Annotated in this window: 2 protein-coding genes; both read left to right on the forward strand. The window is 55.8% G+C overall.

What is annotated here, in order from left to right; all coding sequences use genetic code 11:
• The first annotated feature begins 64 nt into the window (after nucleotides 1-64).
• Nucleotides 65-358, forward strand: a complete 294-nt coding sequence (locus tag AB1462_RS31375) for a transposase (RefSeq protein ID WP_259195079.1) — start codon at nucleotides 65-67, stop codon at nucleotides 356-358.
• The gene (locus AB1462_RS31380) at nucleotides 355-1218 is read left to right on the forward strand and encodes an IS3 family transposase (RefSeq protein ID WP_259195078.1); all 864 of its coding nucleotides are present in this window, start codon (nucleotides 355-357) and stop codon (nucleotides 1216-1218) included. Before AB1462_RS31375 ends, AB1462_RS31380 begins: the two co-directional genes overlap by 4 nt.
• The last annotated feature ends 50 nt before the right edge of the window (nucleotides 1219-1268 follow it).

The following is a 1268-nucleotide window of genomic DNA, read 5'->3' on the forward strand; positions in this document are numbered from 1 at the left end:
TGGACCTGTCCCGTGACAACGGACGCCAAGAAGCGATACTTAAATCGTTCTCTTGGAGGTTGCCATGTATCCATCTACTCGCCGTAACTACACCGATGAGTTCAAGACTCAAGCGGTTGCGCTAGCTGAAAGCGTCGGCAGAACCGAAGCCGCCCGCCAGCTAGAGATGTCCGTCAAAACACTCGACAATTGGGTGGACGCCTCGCGTAGGGGCCAGCCGTTGAGCTCGCCCGAACGCAAGCCCATCACCCAGGAAGACAGCGAGCTTGCGCGCCTGCGAGCCGAGGTTGCCGAGCTGAAAATGGAGCGTGAAATCCTAAAAAAGGCGGCGGTATTCTTCGCCAGAGAGTCCAAGTGAGATACGCCTTCGTCGCCGCTGAACGGACTCAATACCCGATACGTGTCTTGTGCCGGGTGATGGAAGTCTCGAGTTCAGGTTTTTACGATTACATGCACAGGCAGCCTCGTCCTGATCCTGACGCTCAAATTCGCATTGAGTTGCGCAGCGTCTATGCGGCCAGTCGAAACACCTACGGTCGGCCACGGTTAGTGGCAGCCTTGCGTCAGAAATCGTATGCAGTGGGCCACAAACGGGTCAGGCGGTTGATGCAGGAGGAGCGTATACAGGGGAAGTCCAAAGGCGGTTTCAGGCCCTGTACCACTGACAGCCACCATCACCTGCCGGTCGCGAGCAATGTGCTGGACCGTCAGTTCTCTATCGATAACCCCACGCCGACTTGGGTCAGTGATATCACCTATCTCCCAACCAGAGAGGGTTGGTTGTATCTGGCCGTAGTGTTGAGCATCCAGACCCGCCAGATCCTGGGTTATAGCTTGTCGGACCGCATGCCAGATGGTTTGGTCGAGAGCGCGTTTCTGAATGCCTGGAGCGCCTGTTCTGGCACCAGCGGGGCAGTGTTCCACTCCGATCAGGGCCGTCAGTACGCGAGCAGTAAGTTCCGTCTGGCGTTGGCCAAGAAGGACTTCAAACAGAGCATGAGTCGAAAAGGAAATTGCTGGGACAACGCGGTGGCCGAGAGCTTTTTCGCTACTCTGAAGAGAGAGGAAGCTTGCGGAGTTTACCCCACCAAAAAACAGGCACAGCTATCAATCGCCAGCTATGTGCATGGGTTTTACAACAGCAGTCGCCTGCACTCAGCCCTCGGATATCGTTCTCCGAACGAATATGCAAAGGGCTTGAGGCAGAAGACTGGATAACCAGCTTCTTGGCGTCCGTTGTCACGGGACAGGTCCATGGTTACTTTTGG

Source organism: Pseudomonas sp. SB113, from assembly GCF_040754745.1.
GTDB classification, from domain to species: Bacteria; Pseudomonadota; Gammaproteobacteria; order Pseudomonadales; family Pseudomonadaceae; genus Aquipseudomonas; species Aquipseudomonas grimontii.

Coding starts and splice junctions, on each gene's coding strand:
- AB1462_RS31375 (WP_259195079.1), top strand. CDS start 65: ATGTATCCATCTACTCGCCGTAACTACACCGATGAGTTCAAGACTCAA.